The 22,473-nt window shown below is 41.8% G+C and carries 15 protein-coding genes; 3 read left to right on the plus strand and 12 right to left on the minus strand.

Annotated elements, in window-relative coordinates; translation table 11 throughout:
* Positions 1-2,445 carry a penicillin binding protein PBP4B gene (pbp4b, locus tag V7783_RS10625; protein WP_335678685.1) on the minus strand — a complete coding sequence of 815 codons (2,445 nt, stop codon included), beginning with the start codon at positions 2,443-2,445 and terminating at the stop codon, positions 1-3.
* 471 nt (positions 2,446-2,916) lie between these two features.
* Here pbp4b and V7783_RS10630 point away from each other — a divergent pair, with 471 nt between their 5' ends.
* Together V7783_RS10630 and V7783_RS10635 are read left to right on the plus strand one after the other, a co-directional pair.
* Positions 2,917-3,762 carry a MurR/RpiR family transcriptional regulator gene (locus V7783_RS10630; protein WP_335678686.1) on the plus strand — a complete coding sequence of 282 codons (846 nt, stop codon included), beginning with the start codon at positions 2,917-2,919 and terminating at the stop codon, positions 3,760-3,762.
* 480 nt (positions 3,763-4,242) lie between these two features.
* Complete coding sequence (locus tag V7783_RS10635) at positions 4,243-7,266, plus strand: carboxypeptidase regulatory-like domain-containing protein (RefSeq protein WP_335678687.1); 3,024 nt, start codon at positions 4,243-4,245, stop codon at positions 7,264-7,266.
* A gap of 94 nt (positions 7,267-7,360) precedes the next feature.
* Here the strand turns inward: V7783_RS10635 and V7783_RS10640 are convergent, their stop codons facing one another.
* The 9 genes from V7783_RS10640 to V7783_RS10680 form a co-directional block, all read right to left on the minus strand.
* Positions 7,361-7,885 (minus strand): hypothetical protein, encoded by a 525-nt coding sequence (locus tag V7783_RS10640; RefSeq protein ID WP_335678688.1) that lies wholly within the window; start codon positions 7,883-7,885, stop codon positions 7,361-7,363.
* Between the two features lie 127 nt (positions 7,886-8,012).
* Entirely contained in the window at positions 8,013-9,158 is a 1,146-nt protein-coding gene (locus V7783_RS10645) for an exo-beta-N-acetylmuramidase NamZ family protein (RefSeq protein ID WP_335678701.1), read from the minus strand.
* Between the two features lie 36 nt (positions 9,159-9,194).
* Complete coding sequence (murQ, locus tag V7783_RS10650) at positions 9,195-10,130, minus strand: N-acetylmuramic acid 6-phosphate etherase (protein WP_335678689.1); 936 nt, start codon at positions 10,128-10,130, stop codon at positions 9,195-9,197.
* A complete protein-coding gene (locus V7783_RS10655; protein ID WP_335678690.1) occupies positions 10,120-11,031 on the minus strand; it encodes a BadF/BadG/BcrA/BcrD ATPase family protein in 912 nt (303 codons plus the stop codon). The genes murQ and V7783_RS10655 overlap by 11 nt, the downstream gene beginning before the upstream one ends.
* Positions 11,028-12,620 carry a sodium:solute symporter gene (locus V7783_RS10660; RefSeq protein ID WP_335678691.1) on the minus strand — a complete coding sequence of 531 codons (1,593 nt, stop codon included), beginning with the start codon at positions 12,618-12,620 and terminating at the stop codon, positions 11,028-11,030. Before V7783_RS10660 ends, V7783_RS10655 begins: the two co-directional genes overlap by 4 nt.
* A 116-nt stretch (positions 12,621-12,736) precedes the next feature.
* Positions 12,737-13,507 (minus strand): lipoprotein, encoded by a 771-nt coding sequence (locus tag V7783_RS10665; protein ID WP_335678692.1) that lies wholly within the window; start codon positions 13,505-13,507, stop codon positions 12,737-12,739.
* Positions 13,504-14,616 (minus strand): mandelate racemase/muconate lactonizing enzyme family protein, encoded by a 1,113-nt coding sequence (locus V7783_RS10670; RefSeq protein WP_335678693.1) that lies wholly within the window; start codon positions 14,614-14,616, stop codon positions 13,504-13,506. Before V7783_RS10670 ends, V7783_RS10665 begins: the two co-directional genes overlap by 4 nt.
* Positions 14,617-14,625: 9 nt before the next feature.
* A complete protein-coding gene (locus V7783_RS10675) occupies positions 14,626-16,008 on the minus strand; it encodes an NlpC/P60 family protein (protein WP_335678694.1) in 1,383 nt (460 codons plus the stop codon).
* Between the two features lie 50 nt (positions 16,009-16,058).
* The gene (locus V7783_RS10680; RefSeq protein ID WP_335678695.1) at positions 16,059-17,396 is read right to left on the minus strand and encodes a hypothetical protein; all 1,338 of its coding nucleotides are present in this window, start codon (positions 17,394-17,396) and stop codon (positions 16,059-16,061) included.
* 148 nt (positions 17,397-17,544) lie between these two features.
* On the opposite strand from V7783_RS10680, the gene V7783_RS10685 reads away from it, so the two are divergent.
* Positions 17,545-19,560: a TonB-dependent receptor gene (locus V7783_RS10685; RefSeq protein ID WP_335678696.1), complete on the plus strand. Its 2,016-nt coding sequence runs from the start codon at positions 17,545-17,547 to the stop codon at positions 19,558-19,560.
* A gap of 163 nt (positions 19,561-19,723) precedes the next feature.
* Here V7783_RS10685 and V7783_RS10690 read toward each other — a convergent pair whose 3' ends face one another.
* Positions 19,724-20,596, minus strand: a complete 873-nt coding sequence (locus V7783_RS10690) for a hypothetical protein (RefSeq protein ID WP_335678697.1) — start codon at positions 20,594-20,596, stop codon at positions 19,724-19,726.
* On the minus strand, positions 20,571-21,905 hold the full coding sequence (locus V7783_RS10695; protein WP_335678698.1) for an alpha/beta fold hydrolase: 1,335 nt from the start codon (positions 21,903-21,905) through the stop codon (positions 20,571-20,573). Before V7783_RS10695 ends, V7783_RS10690 begins: the two co-directional genes overlap by 26 nt.
* Positions 21,906-22,473: the final 568 nt, after the last annotated feature.

The following is a 22,473-nucleotide window of genomic DNA, read 5'->3' on the forward strand; positions in this document are numbered from 1 at the left end:
TCAATGGTTTAAGAGGGCTTCATAAACGAGTGAAATCACAGAGCCATATTTTCCGGTTTCGAATTTTTTGCCCACAAACTCATAGCGTTTTTCACTGCCTTCAATAGGTGTGTGGCGCGTATTGGTTAGTAAAACAATGGCTAAATCATAGGCAGGATCAATCACAGTTACCGTGCCCGTCCAACCAGTATGACCATAAGCTTGCTCACTAGCATAAGGGCCAAAATGCCACTTTAACGCACCGTGACCGGCACGACGCCAACCTAAACCATAGCTTTCATCACTGGCTTGTGGTGCAATAAATTGCTCAAGCACTTGCGGGGTAAATAGTTGCTTATCGCCATAACCTCCGCGATTTAATAACAATTGTGCAAGCACACTTAAATCTTGCCCGGTACTAAATAAGCCTGCATGACCTGCCACACCACCTAGCGCATAAAACGCTTTTTCGTCGTGTACTTGGCCTTGCAAAACATCTGTACGTACGTTGTCAAAATTTATTCGTCCACCGCGGGTGTTTCCTTGCAGCTCTGTGGCGGCAATTTGATTTTTAGTAAAGCCTTTTTGCAACGGGTTATACAGTGTATGGGTTAAACCAAGCGGCTGGTAAATTTGCCCCTCAACGTAACTATCTAATGGTTGCCCAGCTAATCGCTCAACTAATACGCCAAGCAACATATAGTCAATATCAGAATATAGGTGCTTTACGTTACGACCTGCTACAAACGGTACGCCTGTCAGTAGTAGGTTTTTTGTACGTAGACTGTTTTGTGAAAAAAACCGCTCGCCAAACTTATTGTCTTTACGATGAAAATCAACCACTGCTGGGTAACCTGCGCTGTGGGTCAATAAATCTTTAACCAAACGCTGCTCACGCCCTGCCCCTCTAAATTCAGGTAAGTAATAAAAGAGTGGTTTTTCTACATCAACTTTACCTTCACTGGCTAATTTCATTAGCGCTAAGTTAGTGGCAAACATTTTTGAATTTGAGGCAATATCAAATAGCGTATCGCTTTTCATCTGCTGCGGCTGGGATAATAATGAGCCATCTGCGTGGTATTTTTTTGCATCGCCATAGTGGCTTAATTTGATCAATTTACCGTCTTTTATTACCGCCAGTACGGCACCTGGGAAACCTTCAGCGACTTCTTGGTTAATTAACTCATCGACCTGTTTAAATTTATTCGATGTAACTGGCTGAGTGGCTAAAGTAGGATACGGGAAACGAATCGTTAAGCTTGCCCCTTTAGGTTGCACATTCTCAACTTTAAAGGTATTTGTGCCATTGTGGGTGCGTTTAGATAAGTTATATTCATACACTTTATTAGCAATAAGTATTTGAGCAATATTTATTTTTTCACCATTAATGAAGATATCAGCACTGCTTGCAGTGCTATTCTCAATAATAATTTGGCCTCGGCCTTTGTAAGCTTTAAACGTACCACGGTCATTCACTAAGGTGCGAGAGCTTGGATTTGGGTTGGGTATTTCAAGCACAACCTGCGCGTTCGCAAGCGGTTTTTCCTTTGGTTCAGGTGCAGTTTGCTGTTGTTGGTATTGCTGCATTAGCTTTGCGGCTTTTTTAGGAAAGTACTTTTCCATCAAAGCAAACAATACCGCGGCACTGCGCGCATCTGCATTACCGCTAACATGCCAAGGTAAAAAGTGCATTTGAAACGCACTTAACGTATCAAGTGTTTGTGGGTCAAGTTGATTAGTCGCTTGCACATCATAGCCATAACCACGTAACGCTTTTTGTATTAAACCAACTGACGGTTTTACTAAGCTAAATTGCTGCCAATATTTATCAACGGTGTCACTTTCATACCATGCACCAATACCGGCCTGATACAATTGATACCAGGGAAAACGCGGACCCGGGTCATTCTTACGCGACGGCGCTATATCTGAGTGACCAACAACCTGAGTTGGCCCAATATCAGGATTACGCTCTAAAATACCTTTACTTAGCTCTATCAGTAATGCCATTTGTTTAGCGTCATAATCAGGGAAAATACACAATTTGGTGCTGTCATTTTCCAGCTGTACATCGGCTTTAACTTCAGGGTAATGGCATGTTGGTACATTGACAATTTCAATACCAATTGATTGATCGTTTAAATCCTCTCGGCCTTGCCAATAGCTACGCCCTGCATGCCATGCTCTGTCGTGTTCATCCACTAACTGAATGATTTTAAGTTCGTCTTCTGGGTAGCTGGCATCATTCGACTCTGGTAATAAGTAATGAGCGCTCAAGCCACCGTCCTCCACCAGCACGCGCATTGATTTTTCATAATCAATAGCGGTGTAATGCATCACCAAGAATTTAACACGATGGCTATAATTTGCCGATTGTGTAAATTCATATGGGGTCGAAGCACAACTGACCAACAGCGTTGTGGTAATAGCGATACTAAGCTTTTTAAACCAAGATAAAAACGTCATAACCTTCTCATTACTGATTGCTGAGCGTAAACACCGATAAGAGGATCACTAGAGTGAAAAGTGTATTACATAAGCAAATAAATATAGTCGTAGTGTTGCCATTTGGGTATGCGCAACAAAATGTAGTCTAAACATTATCATAGTGAAACGGTTTGTAAATAATTTATTTCACAAGAAAGTCAAGCAAAGGATATTTTATCTCAGAATGAAACACAGCAAATCCACTACCTTTAAACAAATCTATTACTTAGTGGTATTGGTTGTTGTAAATTTAGCTAATTATAATTATATTATTCCAATTATTCTTGAAGAATATTCCAAAACATAATATCGTTCATTACGAATAATTTATTTGTTTTGTACGCATAGGCATAAGAGTATAGCAAAGACAGTTACACTGAACCCAAATTGAGTACAAATTTATTTCGATTAATGCTATAAATACGCCAAATATAAAAATAAGCGAGTAGTATGTCTACATTTGTAAAAATTAAAGCCTTACGTCAGTCTCTATCGAGCAGCGAAGCCAAACTAGCAGATTTCACCTTGAACTCAGCTAACGCTATTCGTAACCTCTCATCAGTAGAGCTGGCTAAAGTGGTGGGTGTAAGCCAGTCAAGTGTTGTGAAATTTTCGCAAAAGCTGGGTTACAAAGGTTTTCCTGCTTTTAAATTGGCCGTTATTGATGCACTCAATGATGAAACGTCAGAACCAAAGCTACACGGAAAAATCACTTTAACTGACTCTTTAGAGCAAATTGCTGAAAAGCTACTTAGCAGTAAGCTGGCCGTGCTAACTGAAACAAAAAATCTCAATGAAGCTGCAGCAATCGAACAAGCAGTCAGTTTACTAAAGTCAGCCAAGCGAATTTTGATTTGTGGTTTAGGGGGCTCTGCTCTTGTAGCTAAAGACTTCTCTTATAAACTACAAAAATTAGGTATGCCTGCGATCGCAGAACCTGACGGCCATGCGCAACTAGCCTATGTATCAACCTTTGCTAAAGGCGATTTAGTTATTGCGATCAGTGAATCAGGTGTCACCAGAGAAATAGCTGAAGTAGTAAAACAAGCTAAAAAGAACGATAGCTCTGTGATTTCAGTCACTAAGTTTGGTAGCAACCCAGTTGCTGATCAAGCCAATGTGAGGTTGTATTCTGTGGCAGAAGAAGAGTCAGTACGGTTATCGTCGATTCTTGCCCGTACCGCGCAAGATTTCGTTATTGATATTCTATTTATCGCCCTAACGCAATCGAGCCGCCAAGGACGTAAATTATTAGAACATTCAAACGATGTGGTTGGTGAGTTCAGAAACCACTAAGGCATCGTTTAACCAAACAGGTATGACTCATACCTGTTTGGTTTATTCCACTCCTATCCTGTACATGTTGTTAAACGCTGTTCCTTTCTCAAAAAATATAAATTATTTTAACAATGAAGATTTTAATGTAATTTTTTAGTTCCTATAAAAACACCTGATTCGAATTAAATTTATACAACAAAAAGTACCCTCTCCATATACACCACAAACCACCAACAATTAAATTAATACTATAAAACAAAAGCTTAAAGCTATTTTACAGACCTAACACCCGGAGCATTACGCATAACAGCTAGATATAGAGCATCATTCCCGGTTATTTTTATATATTTTATTTCTATGCAAGCCAATTAATAGAAAAAAATATTCTTGACCATCACTTGCAACAGCTGTTTAATATATTGGCAACAAGTTTATGACTCTAGAGTGGGAAATTAGTCCGGAGCGATAGACAAATTATAATAAAAGGACGGGGAAACAATGAAAAAACATGCACCAACCTTCAATATTAGCTCTTTAGCGCATGCGACACACCGCGCTTTGAAAGTACCTAAAACTGCAATAGCCACCGCACTTATAGCAGCTTCACTGGCAAGTGCTCCCGCATTTGCAAATTTAAACGGTAGCATCAAAGGTAAAGTAGCCACCGAGCAGGCAAATCAATCTCTGGCTGGTATTACTATTACAGCTAGCAGTAACGTAATGCCAAAAGCACGTACCGTGGTTACTCGCGAAGATGGTAGTTACGATTTACCACAACTAAAGCCTGGCACTTACGAGCTTACTTTCACTGATCATAATGGCGTTACACAAACCATGACAGTGGATGTTTTATTAGAGCAAACATCAAATGTAAACGTCACGCTGAGCGGCAAAAAAGATAATGTTGAAGTGATCACGGTGACAGGCAGTAAGCTTTTTCGCCAAGGTAACTCATCACTGAGTAACTCTCTAGGTAAAAAAGCCATTGAAGGTGTGCCTGTTGGTCAAGATTACCGTGATCTGTTAAAGCTGGTTCCTGGTGTTGAGCTATCGCAAAACGCGACGCTTGGTCCATCCGCGGGTGGTTCAGGGGTTGATAACTCCTATGGTTTTGATGGTGTGGATGTATCTTTACCGATGTTTGGTAACTTAGCCTCAGAGCCATCAACACACGATGTAGAGTTTGTTACTATGGACCGCGGTGGTGCAAAAGCCGTTGGCTTTAACCGCTCTGGTGGTTTATCTATCAACACAGTGTCAAAGTCAGGTACTGACGAATTCCATGGCAATGTTGAGTACAAATCACAGCCTAAAACATTTGTTGCAACACCTGTCGGTGAAGAAAGCTATGAGCTAGATAAAAGTTGGTTAACTGCCAGCTTAAGTGGCCCACTGATTGAAGACACATTATATTTTTATACTTCGTACTACCGTCCAGAAGAAACTAAAGAAAATAAAAATACCGCTTATGGCGAAGTAAAAGATTACAATAGTGTTCGTGATGAATACTTTGGTAAATTAACCTGGGCACCTACTGACGATATTTTATTAAATATTTCACAGCGTACATCTGAAAAAGTCATTGAAGGACGCTCAATCGGTGCTTATGAAACCGATAGCGTATCTGTTGGTGATACATCTGATCAAGATATCTTCACATTAGATGGTTCATGGATTTTAGGCTCAGCGACTACGCTTTCATTCCAATACAGTAAATTTGAGCTTGAAACCGCGGGTATACCTGATACTCCACTGTCTGTAGTGCCATCACTAACAGGGCAACTTGATTTAGCAAATTTAGATCAAATGGGCTATTTTGCTGTACCGAGCTCACTTGATGCTGATGATAATTACACCGCAGCACAAATAGCCGCATTTAACGCTGGTGCTGCGCCGCTTATAAATCAATATGGTTATACTGAAAACGGCCAAATGAAAGGTGGCGGCGGCGTTGGTGCTTATTCGCAATACGATAATATCGACTTCTACCGTGACTCACTTGAAATCAACCTAGATCATGAATTTGATTGGGGTGATACTTACCACACGTTGCATATTGGCGCCGAGTGGAAAGAAGGTAAAGAAGTCCTGTCGCGCCTATCAAACGGCTGGGGCAGTATCTCGTATGTGGGTGGCTTAGATGAAAGTTTAGAAGAAGGTAGCAGCGCGCCGGTTATTTATCGTGCCAAAGTACAACAAATGAGTTTAGTTGGCGGAAACAGTGCTGTTTCGGCCATCAACTCAGAAAGTGAATCTATCAACTTTGAGATCAATGACTCAATTGAGGTAGGCGATTGGACCTACAACATCGGCGTACTTGTTAGCCGTGATACTTGGTATGGCCAAGGCTTACGTGAAAAGTCCGGCACTATTTCAGGTTATGAAACAGCCCCCGGTAATAAATACAAAATGTACCAAACTGATTGGTCTGACATGATCCAACCGCGCTTAGGTGCAACTTGGACGTACTCTGAAGAAGATTCAATCTTTGCTAATTTCTCTATGTATAACCCTGAAGCGAGCTCACTTTCACGTGCGGCATCGTGGGATCGTAACACTCGAGCTGAAATTGAGGTTGAGTTCGATGCTGCCGGTAATGTTATTTACGCAGAGCCTCGTCAAGGTTCATCAGGTAAAATCTTTGCCGATGATTTAACCCCACGTCGTATTACTGAATTTACGCTTGGTACAACCAAATACGTTGGTAGTGACTTAGTGTTACGTGCTCACGTGCGTCACCGTAAAGGCAACCATTTTTGGGAAGATATGCCTAATGACGCTCGCTTAACTGATTACTCTGGCGTTGAAGCTGATGGCGTACCACAACATATTGCTGATCAAGGCTTATATGTAGATAATCTTGCTGATATTCGTGACGAAATTGGCGGTTCATCTTATGTAATTGCTGAAGTTGATGGCGGCGAAACTAAATATTGGGAAGCCAGTATTGAAGCTGAATACTTAGGTGAAAACAGCTATGTAAACGCTTCATATGTGTGGAGTCACTACTACGGTAACTTTGACCAAGATAACACTGCTGCAAGCAATGATGCGAATACCTTTATCGGTTCATCAAACTATGGTGATGGCCGCGGCCGCTACTCATGGGATAATAAGTACGGTACGCTATCTGGTGATAAACCACATCTATTAAAAGTATACGGTTACTATACAGTGCCATGGCAAGCTAATGTTGGTGCCTATTTTGTATTTCAATCAGGTAAACCATGGGAAGCATGGGATGGTACACGCTATGGCTACCCAACTAGTAGTACTAGCCGCTATAGCGAACCTGCTGGTAGCCGTCGTAGCGCGAGTCATTGGCAGTTAGACTTAAACTACACACAAGACTTTAAACTTACGGGTGATTTTGAAATGCAGTTCCGCGCTGATCTATTCAACGTATTTAATCGTCAAACAGGGTATAACAATAACCCATACGTTACCGATGAAAACTTTACTGAAGCACGCAGCTACTACAACCCACGTAGCTTACAGCTATCTGTAAACTTTAAGTTTTAATCTTAAAGCGATAAGTAAGCATTTTATCAATGCTTACTTATTCCCCTCCAGGGTAAGGCCACTTTTGTGGCCTTTTTTATTTAAGAAATGTACATTACTGAATAAATCGCTGCTCGTCACTGATCTCACACTCTGCGATTTCTTTTGACTGGTTACTTCTATCTGCAAGCCAACATTCATCATAAATAGAGCAATAGCAAAGTTCGATAGTAACCTGCTTATCAATTTCGAGCATATCAGCTAAATAAGCTTTATTCGCTATGTTAACCACACTGACATTAGCTTGGCTTGGTAGAATACGTGTGCCAATGTGGGATTGCACTAAACTAGTCTCAACTATAAAGTCCGACCATTTTTTAACAGGTTTATCTTTGTAAGTAACTTTGGCATATTTAATAATTGCCGGCCCAGTGCCGTTATTCATAACCCCGTAGCTAAAGTGCCCTTTTTCTACCGAATGGCTTCTATAAATTTCCACTCTTGGCCAAACCGACGCTCTTGCATAGGATCGATCAATCATAGTGGAGTAGAGCCCTATTATTGTTGTCACAACACTTATGAGTAATGCAGACAGAGCAACGATCATTTCAGGCTTTTTATACCATGCTATTTTTGTCATTGTTATATTCCTTTAAGTTTATATAGCTTTTGGTTTATATAACTAAACCATACAGTTAGCTTTTTTTAAAGGCAATAAAAAACGCAGCCTAAGCTGCGTTTTGAAATTCATTGAATTATCAATAACCTTATTGATATAACAGATATGGCGCACGTTGCTGTTTAAAACGGGCTAAGTCTTGCTGCCAGCTTTGTTTGATTTGCTGCTCTGTTTGGCCTGCTTCAATCGCTAAACGCAGTTTGTCTGTGCCGGCGAGCTTATCCATAAAACCTGCTCGTTCAAAAAACGTTTGCTGATGCTCTGTTAAGGTGTTGTATGCGCTAATAAATAAGCTTAAATCGAGCCCTTTAATTGCACTATCACGTAAATCTAAACCTTGCACCGCAACCCCTTTAAATTTTGGGTTCATAGATGCACCTTTAATCGCACGGGGGGTGAAACTAAATTCCCCTAGCGGCGTTGGTGAATAGCCGACTACTTGAAATGGAAAGTCTGTGCCACGACCAATGGTTATTGGCGTTGCTTCAAAAAAGCATAATGACGGATAAAGCGCAATTGATTGATCGTTAGGTAAGTTTGGACTCGGCTTGACTGGTAAGCTGTATGTCATATCGCGGCTATAATTAGCTACTGGCACAACCGTTAAGCTAAGTGCCTGAGCTTGATCTATCCAGCCTTCGCCCTTAATCATTTTAGCCAGCTCGCCCACCGTCATGCCATGCAGCACAGGAATTTCATGCATGCCCACAAAAGACTGAAATTTTAAATCCAAAACGGGGCCGTCAACGTAGGCAATATTTGGGTTTGGTCTATCAAGTACGATAAATTCAAGGTTGTTTTGCGCCGCGGCTTCCATCATATAATGCATAGAGCTGATATAAGTATAAAAACGTACGCCAACATCTTGAATATCAAAAATGATCACGTCTAATTCACTTAACACTGCCGCATCAGGCTTTTTATTACTGCCGTAAATAGACACCACATCAATGCCCGTTTTTGCATCAACCGTGCTTTTTACGTGAGCGCCGGCATCATGATCGCCACGAAAGCCATGCTCAGGGGCAAATATCTTTGTTACATTAACCCCTTTATCACGTAATAAATCAACAATGTGGGTTCCAGCAACTCGTGAGGTTTGATTAACCACTAAACCAACGCGTTTGCCCTCAAGTTGGGGCAAGTACTGCTGGAACTGTAATGCGCCCACACTCATTGTAGTATCTACAGAAGTACTCTTTTCAGCGCTCTGCTGAGCACAGGCGCTCAACATCAAACACTGCAAAATAACTAATATTCTGATCAACATTTACAGCTCCACCGCTTTACGTAAAAAACCATCTGCTTGATTTAACATTTGTTCGGCTTGCGCTGCATCTTTACCCGTCAATATGATCAAAATAGCTAGCTTGGCACTTTGCTTAGCTTGCGCAAGTGCATCAACACCTTGTTGATGAGTGCAATCGGTTGCTTGCATCACAATACGAATAGCACGAGCATGCAGCTTCTCATTGCTGGCGTTCACATCAACCATTAAGTTTTTATATACTTTACCGGTGCGGATCATGCTGGCAGTACTGAGCATATTAAGTACCAGCTTTTGCGCTGTGCCTGATTTCATTCGCGTAGAACCGGTTACCGCTTCAGCGCCTACCACTGGGCAAATACCAATATCAGGCTGTTTCATTACCGCTGAGTCTGGGTTGCATGTTACTCCTACCGTGGTACAACCTACCGATTTAGCGTAGTCAATGGCGGCGCGTACATAGGGCGTACGACCACTGGCGGCTATGCCAACTACAACATCTTTTGCTTGTAGGTTTATTGCCTTAAGATCTTCTACACCGAGTGTTAAGCTATCTTCAGCACCTTCCACCGCTTTTTTAAAAGCCGTTTCGCCACCAGCAATAATGCCCATCACTTGCTGATCGCTTACGCTGTAGGTGGGCGCGCATTCAACCGCATCTAAGATCCCAAGTCGGCCACTAGTACCTGCACCAATATAAATCAGTCGGCCGCCTTGCTTAAACGCTGTCACTATATGGTCAACTGCTTTGGCGATTTCTGGGATCACTAGCCTTACAGCTTCTGCAACCTTTTGATCTTCAGTATTAATTTTCGTTAATATCTCAGTACTATCAAGTAAATCAATATCTAAGGTATCTAGATTTTGTCCTTCTGAGACAATCCCATTCAGTTCTTCTAAAAGCGCGCGCTGCTGGTTAAAAACATACTCAGGGCTCATCGCGTAATCCTTTTGTGGTCAATTTTTTAACTTGGTCGGTGGCTAAAATCACCGCACCAACTAACGAATCCCCTCGACGGGGAGATAAATTCTGTTGTATGTGCTCATTTAATAACGCAGTGGTTACATCTGCTAAGCCGCCAATAATAATGACTGGCAATTGACTGTTACCGCGGCATTTTTCAATCAGTCGCTCTACTTGACGTGCATGCTCGCTAAGTACCGCATCGGCAATATCGCATTGCTCTTTTAAACTAAAAATTAACGGGCTAAAACGTGCATAATCCACCGTTTTAGCATGCAATAGCCAGCTGGAAATATGTTCACGGTCACGGCCAATTTGCTCACTTAGTTGCTTTGTTAACTGGCTCTGTGGCTGATCAAAGCGATCAATCTCATCTAACAAGCGTTGTACTGCATTTAATCCTAAACGCGCGCCACCGCCAAAATCATCGACTGAAAAACCCCAACCACCAATTAATTTAGTATCGCCTTGTGCTGTTAATCTCGCACCTACTGCACCGGTGCCTAACGCAAGTACAGCAACCGGCTGACCAAGGTTAGCACCATATAATGACGTAATTGCATCACTGACTATCATCAGCTGTGCAAACTCAATATCGCAGCCTAAATGTAACGTAGCTGTGACTCGCTCAACTAAAGCTTTTGATGAACCACCCGCTAAACCCATGACCGCTAATATCTGACTATGCTGCGCACCACTTTGTTCACACACACGGTTGATCACCTGTTCTAAGCTAGTTATTGCCGTATTAAAATCATTGTAAATTGATGCCTCACCTGCGTGAGCGGTATATTCTTGACCACTGTGCAAATGAATTAATTTGGCGACTGTTTTTGTGCCCCCGCCATCAATTGCAAGGATGTAATCTATGTTCATGCTTGCTCAGCTCCAACTGTCGCTTGGCCGCGTTGAGCCAACTGCGCTTTACCTAAACAGCATACTAAGGTCGACAACGCAGTACCAATACACAGCTGCCACGTAAAACCTAAGTAAAAACGTGATGCTTCAGGCAATAGCCAGTCAATCATGTAAGGCTGCATTAATAGCGTTACCATAAAGCCGACAATTAACGCCGCCAATACTGAGCCTTCACTGCCACGATTAGTAAATAACGTGGTAAAGTACACACCTAATAAACCACTGTACGAAAATACCATCACACTGAGCGCAAATTTAAGCAGCGGCATATCACTGTATTGCTGCCAGAAGTAACAAATAATCGCCATCAGAGCTAATGCTAAACTGACCACAGCCATCCCAACACGCCCTGCTTTAACAAAATGAGTATCAGCAACGTGTTTATTTTTAGCCGCTAAATATGGGCGATATAAATCCTGCACAATAACCGATGACATAGAGCTTAGCCCTGAATTTAGGGTTGAAATAGCTGCGGCTATAATACCCACGCTCACTAAGCCTTTAACGCCAGCTGGCGCTTCATTTAATACGTAATACATAAAGATAGTGATTTTTTCACCGTTGAACTCTTGCACCACTTGCGCGCCATCACTGTTCATTAATGTTGGTTGTTGGTACACGATGTACAGCAATAAGCCAATAAAGATAAACACCAGCATCACGGGAATAACCATTACGATAGAAAGTAGCAATGCTTTACTGCCTTCTTTGTCACTTTTGCAGGTAAGTAAGCGTTGCGTCATGTCCTGATCAAGGCCAAAAGCCGCGATATTAAGCAGTACAAAACCAGTTAATACCGACGCCATGTTAAATACACCACTTGGGCCAAAGTCTAAATCAAACTTAAAAATAGCCAGTTTAGAATCAGCGCCTGGCGTTGGCTCATTTAAGGTTGCTAAAATAGTCGAAAAATCAGCAGGAATAAGTGTTAATAAACACCAAATAACTGCGATGGCGGCACTGACATACACCACACTTTGCAATACATCAGAATAAATTACACTGCGAATACCACCAAATACGGTGTACAACAAACCTGCTAGCGCGAGCAGTAACGTCGCAATAATGACGCTGTCGGCATTTATATTGCCATATAAAATCATCGCCACTGCAATGGCTGCCATGTATAAGCGGGCGCCACTGGCGAACACTCGACCAAATAAGTACATAAGACCGCTGCGACGCTTTGCTTTAGGACCAATACGCTTTTCGAGCAACTCATAAACTGTGTACACTTTTTGCTGATAAAACTTCGGGATCAGAAAAATAGACACAATAAACGCGGCGATAAATGCGCCAATATTGGTTGCTAAATACGACAAGTCACCTTGGTAACCTTGATCTGGCCCGCCAATAAAAGTAGCCGCTGATTGCGATGTTGCTAACACTGAAATAGCAACCATCCAGGTCGGCATGCTATTGCCGCCTAAAAAGAAGTCTTTACTTGAATTAGCGCGCTTGCGGTTAAACCACCAACCACTGAGTAATAAAATTGCTCCGTAGCTTGCGAACACGAGCCAATCTAGCAAGGTGTATTGTGCACTCATTTATTATCCCAACTTCAAACCTGTTAATGGAATATATTATTCCATTAATTTAGTAAAAAGAAAACAGTTTTATTATTTACTTTATAAAGCCACGTAACAAACGGGCTTCATAGCTATTATTTAATGGTAGGCAGTTCCCAAAGCACTTGTTTTTGTTGATATTGTGAAGCAGGTAAACTAACAAGCAATGGCTTTTTCTGCTCATCTAACCAGGCTAATAAGGTATCCATGTTTTGCTCTGTCATTGCCGTACAACCTGCGGTTGGTTTATTTTCTGCACGCCATAAATGCATAAAAATACAACTGCCTGCGCCATCAATATTTTCACTATTGTGCTTAACAACTAAACCTTTTTTATACAGGTTATCTTGGCTATAAATATCACGACGCATCCACTCCGACGAACCTTTAACCGCAGCCTCACCGACTACCGATTTATCAACCATTTGGTTGTAAAATGGTGAGCCTTTTACGTCAATACAGTAATCATCTGCTGTCATGCCTTGATAGGTCATATTGGTGGTTAATGAATCTAAATAGCCAAATGCGGTGCCGAGTTCAAAAATTCCTGCGGGCGCCTTACCATCACCTTCTTGTTTTTGGACACCTGGTTGCTCTGGGTGTAAGCCAATTCCCCATGCTAAACCGGTGCGGCCAAGAACCACACTGTGATTTTGGCCTTGTTGTTGCCACTGCCCTGCAACCCGTTCAAATCGATATAACTGCGCGCCAATTGCTTGCCAGTCATCGGCAACGACCACCACTAATTGCCGGCTTTGCGACGGGATCACAGCGTCACTTTTAACCGCTGAGCTTGTGCTAATTTCACTATTAGCGCAGCCACTAAGCACGGTTGTGGCAAGCAGTGTTATTATTATTTTTTTCATAACGGCCAAACTCCATCGTTGATCGGTTGTAATGTATCGATATTTTTAATGCCCAAACCGGGGCCATCACTTAAGGTGATCGCGGGGCCATTAAACTCAACACCGCCTTGTACCGGATCGTACTGCCCTAATGCTGGGCCATCTAAATCTATTTTACTGATCTGCTGTGCTTTTGCCGACGCTAAATGCGCCGCTCCAGCAACGGCAATACTACCTTCTAACATGCAACCAATCATACACTGGGCTTGGTATTGGGCAGTGATGTTGGCAATTTCGATGGCGCGGCTTAAACCACCCGTTTTCATCACTTTAATATTAATAATATCAACAGCATTTTGTTCTAATAATTGAATAACCTGCTTTGGCGAAAACGCACTTTCGTCAGCCATGATCGGTGTATTAACCCGCTCAGTAATATATTTTAAGCCTTTAAAGTCATCACTTTTTACTGGTTGCTCAACAAGTTCTAATTCGACATTGTGGCTTTCTAGTTTCTGTAATGCAAACACCGTTTGTTTGGCATTCCAACCTTGGTTTACATCCAAACGAATTTGCGTTTGCTGACCAAAGCCCTGATAAATCGCTTTCACTCGTTCGATATCTTGCTGTAGGTCATTGCCTATTTTCACTTTCAAAATATCAAAGCCTTGCGACACTGCCAAAGCACAGTCACTGAGCATTTTATCTATATTATCAACACTAATTGTAATGTCAGTACGTAAGGTTTTACTGCCACCACCGAGTAATTTATACAGCGGTGCTTGGTGTAATTTCCCCCAAAGATCATACACGGCCAGCTCGAGCGCAGCTTTTGCGCTGTAGTTGGCCACCACACTTGATTGGATCAGCTGGCATATTTGGTTGAGATTTTCGATTTCCATACCTAGCAATTTTGGTGCTATAAATTGCTTGATCACACTGAGTATACTTTGATGTGTATCCCCTGTAATAACTGGAGTTGATGCCGCAGCACCGTAACCAATTTCACCTTTATCGGTTTCAATGATCACCACTAAATCTTCAATAAAGCTCACTTCACGCAGTGCGGTCTTAAATGGTGTGACTAAGGGCACTTTTAGTTTGGCAAAACGTATTGCGGTAATTTTCATTGTTTGCTCCTAACGAATACGTTTAATGTTATAAGTGCGGTCTAAATAGCTCTTTGTTTGCGATAAACGCAGTGGCAGTAATGGCGTTACTGATACGCCGTTTAGCGAGCTGGAATAAAAGCTGCCATCAGGCTTATTATAACCAAGCCCTTTCACATCATGGATGATGTAAGGCTGGCCATCTTGTTCTCCTAAATACATCATCACATGGCCTGGTATATAAATAAGGTCGCCCACCTGCATTTGCTTTACTGTGGCAAGTTTATCTTGCTCTGAGCTTTCGTTATCAAAGCGATGATTTATGCCATACTCGCCTTTACCCTGCTGGCCTGAATTACGCGGCATTAATAAACCAAAGGTTTTATATATTTCCCCTACAAAACCGGTGCAATCACGGCCATTGTAATCATGCCCCCAGCCATAACGTTCACCTAAAAACTTAAACCCTTGCTTGACTAAATGCTGTTGGGTGTAAGGTAAATAGCCAAGATTTACATCGCTACTGCGGCTAATAAGTGCACTCTTTAATATTAACTGGCCTTGCTGATCGCGGGTTGGCAGTTGCACAACATAGCTTGCATAAGTATTTTGCCCGTGTAATAAATTGGGTACTTTCTGTGGATCAACTAAAGGCAGTCTTACGCCCATATCAAGCTGCACTTGCGATGTGGTTTCATCACCAGGTACATAAGCAGTATTAACTTTAGCGCCCGTTACCAATAAAAAATCTTCATTATTTTTAAACTCACGTAATGTAGTTTTATCTGCCTCGGCAATATCCGCTTTTGGCGCCCAAGCTAGGTAATTGTAAGCACGCACAAGTAGCCACTTTTTATCGGCGCTTTGATGCAAAATAGCCACTGTGTCACCGGGGAATAATCCGCTTTCTTGAAAACGATCGAGGTCTTTATCTAAACCACTGTTTAATACTCGATCCCAGGTTGGAAATGTACGCAGAGCTGTACGCTTTACCACCATGCCATAAGCAACTTGGTTGTTATCTGCCAGTTCGTCTAAATTCAAATTAGCTTGATACTTTGCAAAATGCTTAGCGGTTAACGGGCTGCCATTAGGGTAAAAACGCGGACTTTTTGGTACCGCACTAATACTTAAAATATGCGCTTTTAGCTGCTCTTTGTTCAACTGAGAGGCAAAATCTAACGGATCAACAATATGTTCATTCTCAGCAATCAATTGTTTATTAAATGCTGCAATTTGCGCTGCACTCATCATGGTTTTATCAGTCACTTGGCTAAGCCAGTGCTGCGGTGTTAATTGCGATTGATTGACCCCTATAACATCTGATTGCCACGTATTAGCCGTTGCCACGGCAGGGGCAATAGTAGCAATACTGGCTAATGAAATACTCAGGGCGATAAGTGTTTGTCGCATTAAGGTGATCCTCTATTATCAATTTTTTTATAAATTGTGTGCCATTGTTTTTATTTACTTGGCGGTATCAGTAATTGTTTAAATGCATGAGTAAAATTAGCCTGCATTTGTATTCCTGTCGCGGCTAAATTCTCTTCACTTGCACCTAGCACACTATTTTGGGCTGCGAGGGTAAACTCTCGCCCACCTTGAATAAAGGGCAAATAAACATGAGCTAACATCACCGTTTCTGTGGTTGAACGCGTTTCGCTCGGGCCCCAGCCAATTTTTTGCCATACTCGCCATTGTCCCTGCGTTAACTCATCCAAGATTTGCTTTGCAGGACGAGTATCATGAGGAGCTAAAGCTTGTGCTAATGACTCGGTGATCATTTGACTGATCCCTTGCATCATACCACCCACCTCAGCGGTTTTATCTGTGTGTCCTGTGCCATTAAAAAGCACATCAATATCCTGTGCTTGTAAGAAAGGTTGTTGCGTTAAAGGCTCTCTTGTATGGCTCGCCAAACGCTTTAACCATTCTGCTTGCGCTAACGTTGTCATTGCTTTATTTCCGGTTAAATCACAGCCATCACAGCGATAACCTAAATAAGCAGGATCATCGCTATTAGCAGTAAAATAAGCGATATCACTACTAATAGTGTCACTGTCAATACTTTGCCAATAAGTCGTGCTAGGGGTAAAAACGTCTGTCGCATACGCACCTTTAAACATAATCCGAGAATCATTAAGCTTTAGCCAACTATCTGCAAATAAATTAGTTAAATATTCACGCCCAGCAACGTTAATGAAATAGCTGGCAATCGCATTCGAGTTACCATCAGCACTGCCAAAAGGTGCGTAACTATTAATGCTGGTGATCAAATCAGCGACATTACTATTGCCTACAGTAGCGTGTGCGCCCAACTGAAAATTAGTTGCTCTTACTTTTGCGATTGCGCCACTAAATGCTTGAATTTTAGATGAACTCCACGGTTCATATAATTCATTCTGGCTACCATTTGCTAAATAACGATAGGCCAACTGACTACCTTGCTGTTGGTAATCAATTATTAGTAACTTACCTTTTGCTGCGGGAATATCAAAATATTGCCAATCAGCAGCAACACGTTGTTGCCAACCGGCTTTGCTGTAATCAACGTCACGCGCCGTTTTATAGCTTGATTGCGCAGTGTTATTAGCAACCGAGTGCTCTCGCATTGCGATATTTGTAAGATCGGCCGGTAAAATTGGCGCGGCTAGCATCACCTGCTGATAAAATTGCTGGGGTTGCTGTTTAACCGTTTGTTGCGCTTCTTGCTGCGACTGATTTTGACAGCCAACAAGCACTACAAAAGCACTAAAAATGGTTAGTTTCAGGCTGACTTTTTTCAGTTTAGCTAGAATCAATTTAAATTCCTTAAAGTTATTATTTTTGGAATATTTTATTAAAAATAACATATTTTCAATTACAAGCAAATATTTGCATCCAATTAACTTTATAAAACGTATTAAGAACTACAATAAACACATTAACTTAAATTATAAGGAAGTGATTATGCGCAGCTTTTTAGTTCTTTCAGGAAGCTTACTCTGCTCCACACAGGCATTTGCCAATATAGAAGAAATAACAATTTATGGTCATCGTACAGGCCTTATTGGTGATGCGATCAGTGCTTCAAGTGGCGTTATTGGCCAAGGTGAAATAGAAAACCGCCCCATGCTGCGCAGCGCTGAAATGTTGGAGCTTATCCCTGGCATGGCTGTTACTCAGCACAGTGGTTCAGGTAAGGCTAATCAATATTTTATTCGCGGTTTTAACCTTGATCACGGCACCGACTTTGCGACCAGCATTGATGGTATGCCTATTAATATGCGCAGTCATGGCCATGGCCAAGGCTATACTGACCTTAATTTTATTATTCCAGAAACGATTGCAACCATTGACTATCAAAAAGGCGCTTACGGGGCGGCGCAAGGTGACTTTTCAACGGCTGGCAGCGCCGAATTTAACTTAGCCGACAACCCTAAACACCAACAACTCGACATCACACTTGGCGAAGACAACTATCAACGGTTGATGGCATTGGGCACCCTTGGCGTTGCTAACGGTAAAATAATTATTGCCGGTGAGTGGCAAGGTTACGACGGTCCCTGGCAAGATATCAATGAAGATGTCGATAAAAAAAATGCCATGATCCGTTATGTCGGCAAAGCATGGAATGGTGATTTATCTGTTACAGCAATGGCCTATGATAATAGCTGGAACTCAGCGGATCAAATTCCGCAGCGTGCTGTAGATCAAGGTATTATCAGCGAACTTGGTTCACTCGATACAACCGTAGGCGGCAGCTCTAGTCGTTATAGTTTATCGGCGAATTGGCAAGGTCAGCATATTAAAGCCAATGCCTATGTGATCAATTATGATATGGACTTGTTTTCTAACTTCTCTTACTTTTTAAATGACCCTGTTAATGGCGATCAGTTTCAACAAGTCGATAGCCGCACAATTAGCGGTGGCGCATTAAGTTATCAATTTGCTGACACCCTCGCACAAATGCCGATCCAGCATACTTTAGGAGTTGAATATCGTCGCGATAATATTGATCAAGTCGGTTTATATAATACCAAACAGCGCCAGCGTTTAAGTACTGTGCGTGAAGATGCCGTAGACGAAGCCAGTTACTCAGCTTATTGGCAGTCAAAAATGAACCTAAGCCAAGCGCTCGAAGCCTCGTTTGGGGTGCGTTATGATTACTTTGACGCTGATGTTGATAGTAATAACAGTGTTAATTCAGGCAGTGCAGATGATGACTTGGTCAGCTTTAAAGCCAGCTTAAATTATCTGTTCACTGATAACTTAGCCGGTTATGCCAACTGGGGGCAATCATATCATTCAAATGATGCTCGAGGAGCCACTATCCGCCAAGATCCTGTTACCTTAGATGCCGCAGAAAAAGTTGATTTACTAGTACAAAGCAATGGTGCTGAGCTGGGCCTGCGCTATTTTGATCAGCAACAATTTAATTTATCTGCCGCCTTGTGGTGGCTAAGCTTAGATTCTGAATTACTTTTTGTCGGTGATGCCGGTAATACTGAAGCCAGTGATGCATCAAAACGTTACGGTTTAGAACTCAGTGCTTATTATTGGCTTAATGATGCCTTGAGCTTCGACGCTGAAGCCTCATTCACTCACTCTCGCTTAGATATCGATTCAAGTGACGATAGAATTGAAGGTGCGGTGCCGGTGGTCGCCAGTACAGGTGTAAACTGGCATATTACGCAGCAATGGCAGTCTTCACTGCGCGTACGTCATATTGGTAAGCGCATACTTAGTAGCGATGGTGATAAACGCTCAGAGCCACTTACAGTGGTAAATGGTTTAGTAAGTTATCAACAAACGCATTGGAAAGTGGGACTTGAGGTACTAAATATATTTGATAGTACTGATCACGATATTGACTACTTCTATGCATCACGCTTAGCGGGTGAGCCTGCAGATGGGGTTGAAGATAATCACTTTCACCCGATTGAGCCGCGCACCCTGCGCCTAAACTTCAGCCTGCTATTTTAATTTTTTGAGGTTTTAAACATAAAGAACATCTCAGACCCCGCTGTTACAAGAGTAATAAGCTGGAGCTGAGATTTTTCATTTTACGATACTTGCGATTGGCGTATTCGCGAGTTTGTTCGGTATGATTTCAATGATCGCCAGTAACACCTGTGGCAACCACTAGCTAAATAATACCTTTAGTGTAGCTTTGCAAATCAGTTAAATATTGCTGATATAAGCCACTACTACCACTTTTTATTTTTTCAAACACAAAGTTATCAGCAAGATTAGCCATAGCCTGTTGTTTTTGCGTTGTTGATAAATTACTTTGCGCTATTGATTTAAGTTCATCCAATTTTGCACGCTCATATTGCGTTAAACTAGGGTCACTGAGTAACCCCTGCAACATATCAACAGTGTTAAAAAATGAGCCATTAAACGCAAACGTTACCGCTTTGGCCACCGACGGTAGCCACGGCTTATCAATCTGCTCACCAATAATAGTAAACATTTCATTCGCTGTAGTTAAATCGCCGTTATGCACAGCACTGCTACCTAAAATCAAATAGGCAATTAATTGATTTTTTGGGTAACTGCTCTTCACTGCACTAAACATAGGGTCATGTTTAATAATATCAGCCCGTTGTTTTGCTAAATCACGCCACCCCTGACTATAAAATGCCAATGACTGCGCCGAGTAGGCTAAATATTTAGCTCTGGGATTATCTGCTTTTTTATAGGCCAAATCACTTTCTGCAACGGCAAAATCAGCACTGACTCCCAAGCCGATAAGAAAACTTAACGTGGCATGAGTTATAGCAGGATCAATACTATCAAGCAGTTCATTATCGCTTTTGTTTAACACTTGCGCAGTATTATAAGTGTAAGCTAGGGTATCAACGCTTACAGTAGAGACACCAGAATAAGCACCGTAAAATATGCCATCTTGAAGTTCAAGATAATGCGCTTGTTCGGTTTTGGTTGAACGACAACCAATTAAAGCAATGCTCAAACCTGCAAATACGGCAATTTTAGTTAGCTTGTTGAAGGTACTCATCTACGCTCCTATTTTGAAGTTCAAATGCTTGATGAACATTGCCTTGAAAGTGGGCACTGGTGATTTTACTTAATGAAAAAATGATATTACTTTGCGTTTTTACCGTCATTGCCAATGCAGTTGCGTTTATTTCCACACCTGCACCATCAAAACGGGCGCCCACAAGCTCTACGCCATTTCGCGCATTAATAGTTACATTGGTTGCTTCTACTACGGAATCAACAATTTCTAATCCAAGATCACTAGCAGTGATGGTTATATTTTCCAAGCGCACCAGTGAATCAGTGATCGCTATTGATTGTGCGGTCATATCTTTGAGTAAAATATTATTACAGCCCGATATAAGCACTCTTTTATAGTGCCCAGAGAACGTTTGGCTGTGTCGATCTTTACAGCTTAAGTGTGATTGCATTACCACTTCATGTGATTGTTCTTTGCGAACCACTACTGGCGTTTCAAGGGCATGATTAAGTAATGCTAAAAACTCAGCAGTTGCGCTTTTCATTGGTACGTGACCGGCTTGCGCTATTGTCATCAGCTCACTGTTGGCTAGTCGGTGCTGCAACACCTTAGCTGTTCTAAGCGGCGCGATGTTATCTCGCTCACCCCAGATGATGTACGTTTGGGTATTTAAGTTTGCAACAATATTGCTATAGTCTTGCTCTACTAAACTCAGCGCTGCATTCATGTTTGGTTGCTCTCCCATTAATGCATTCCAAGCACTATCGCTGCGCTGGAGTAAATCACTAAAATAAGAGTCAATTGTACCCAGCTCAATTAAGCCTGTTGTAAAATCATTGAGTTGAGCGAGCTTAGTACGGACAAATTTTGGCAGCCACGAATCTTTAATAACGATATTCGTGATCGGCTTTAAAAAAGCAACCTTTTGCAATACTCCAGCAGCATCAACAAGCACTAACTTATTAAGTTGTTGTGGATATAAACCAGCAAAAGACAAACTTACTGCACCGCCCATAGAATGACCAATCACAGTGACTGGTCGCGCGCTATAAAGCTCAACAACTTGAGCCAAAACTGCAGCATAATTATGAGGTGAATAACGCCCTTGTGGTGACTCTGAATTACCAAAGCCTGGTAGGTCTACAGCAATTACATAATGATTCTCGGCAAGTGTCGGGATCACCGAGAACCAATCTTGCATCGCAAGCTCACCGAGCCCATGTACTAACAATAATGGTGGATTAGCTTTGTTGCCGGCTTCTAAAACCACCATCTTTGAATTAAATACGGTTTCATTAAAATAACTAAATCGCCAGTTTTGTGCTGGTTCGAGCTTAAATTTTAGCAATTGCCGTTGCTTGTCACTCAAAGGTTGGATAAGAGCAGATTTAACTGCTGAGAGCTGAGAACTCTGTGGTGAATTTTGAGCAGATACCGATAGTGGCAAGATGTAGCTCAACAATAAGAACAAATATATATGGCGCAAGAGGTCAATAATTTTATAAATAACAATAAGTAAAGTGTATCGTTTTCGCTAACATAGGTAAATTAATAGTTGAGCGACAAACCTAATGATTTAAATTGTTCAGTAAGTTCTTACCACCGTTCGATTGGTAATTTTATAGTTAAAAGCGTGGGATAAACCCGAGCCTACGGTAAATTTTAGGCATAAAAAAACCGACTGTCGTCGGTTGATACTTTCTTACATCGTTCTGTAAATGTATAGAAAGTGGTGGGCGCAGGACGTATCTTCTAAGAGTGAACCTTCGACCGCTAGGTTGGTGGTTCCATTTTAACAAGCGCGGGATAAACCCGCGCCTACAGCAAATTTTAGGCATAAAAAACCGACTGTCGTCGGTTGATACTTTCTTACATCGTTCTGTAAATGTATAGAAAGTGGTGGGCGCAGGACGTAT

Origin of the sequence: Pseudoalteromonas sp. (genome assembly GCF_036960685.1) — a bacterium.
GTDB lineage: Bacteria > Pseudomonadota > Gammaproteobacteria > Enterobacterales > Alteromonadaceae > Pseudoalteromonas.